This is a genomic window from Bacillus sp. BB081, from assembly GCF_008368895.1.
Classification (GTDB): Bacteria; Bacillota; Bacilli; order Bacillales; family Bacillaceae_G; genus Bacillus_A; species Bacillus_A wiedmannii.
This window is the reverse complement of record NZ_QOZX01000142.1, coordinates 1-529: the sequence shown is the minus strand read 5'-3', so window position 1 is coordinate 529 and position 529 is coordinate 1. Positions and strand designations below refer to the sequence as shown.

1 protein-coding gene is annotated in these 529 nt (G+C 43.1%); it reads left to right on the top strand.

From position 1 onward, the window contains the following. Positions 1 to 24 precede the first annotated feature (24 nt). A partial coding sequence (locus DN394_RS28730) for a methionine ABC transporter ATP-binding protein (protein ID WP_149294468.1) occupies positions 25 to 529 on the top strand: 505 nt, incomplete at its 3' end.

Genomic DNA, 529 nt, shown 5'->3' with positions numbered 1-529 from the left:
CTATGAGATGAGGAGGGAACTGGAATGATTTCGCTGGAAAGCGTGAGCAAATATTTTGGCAAGATGGGGAATACGAATGCAGCTGTGCAAGATGTCAGTCTGCATATTGAGCGGGGTATGATTCATGGCATTATTGGCAGTAGTGGAGCAGGTAAATCTACATTACTACGGATGATGAATATTCTAGAACGTCCCGATCAAGGTGTAGTCATTGTAAATGGTAAGCGTTTAACTGGATTATCAGATCATCAACTTCGCTTAGCCAGACAACAGATTGGAATGGTGTTTCAGCAATTTAATCTGGTTCACAATCGCACAGTTCGCAAAAATATTGAAATCCCGCTTGAATTGGCTGGAGTACCCAAGTCTGAGCGGCAACAACGAGTGCTAGAATGTCTTGAACTTGTAGGCTTACTGGATAAAGGTAATGATTATCCAGCACAGCTCAGCGGTGGACAGAAACAGCGTGTCGGTATTGCTAGAGCAATCGCTAACCATCCTCAAGTATTATTATGTGATGAACCTACCT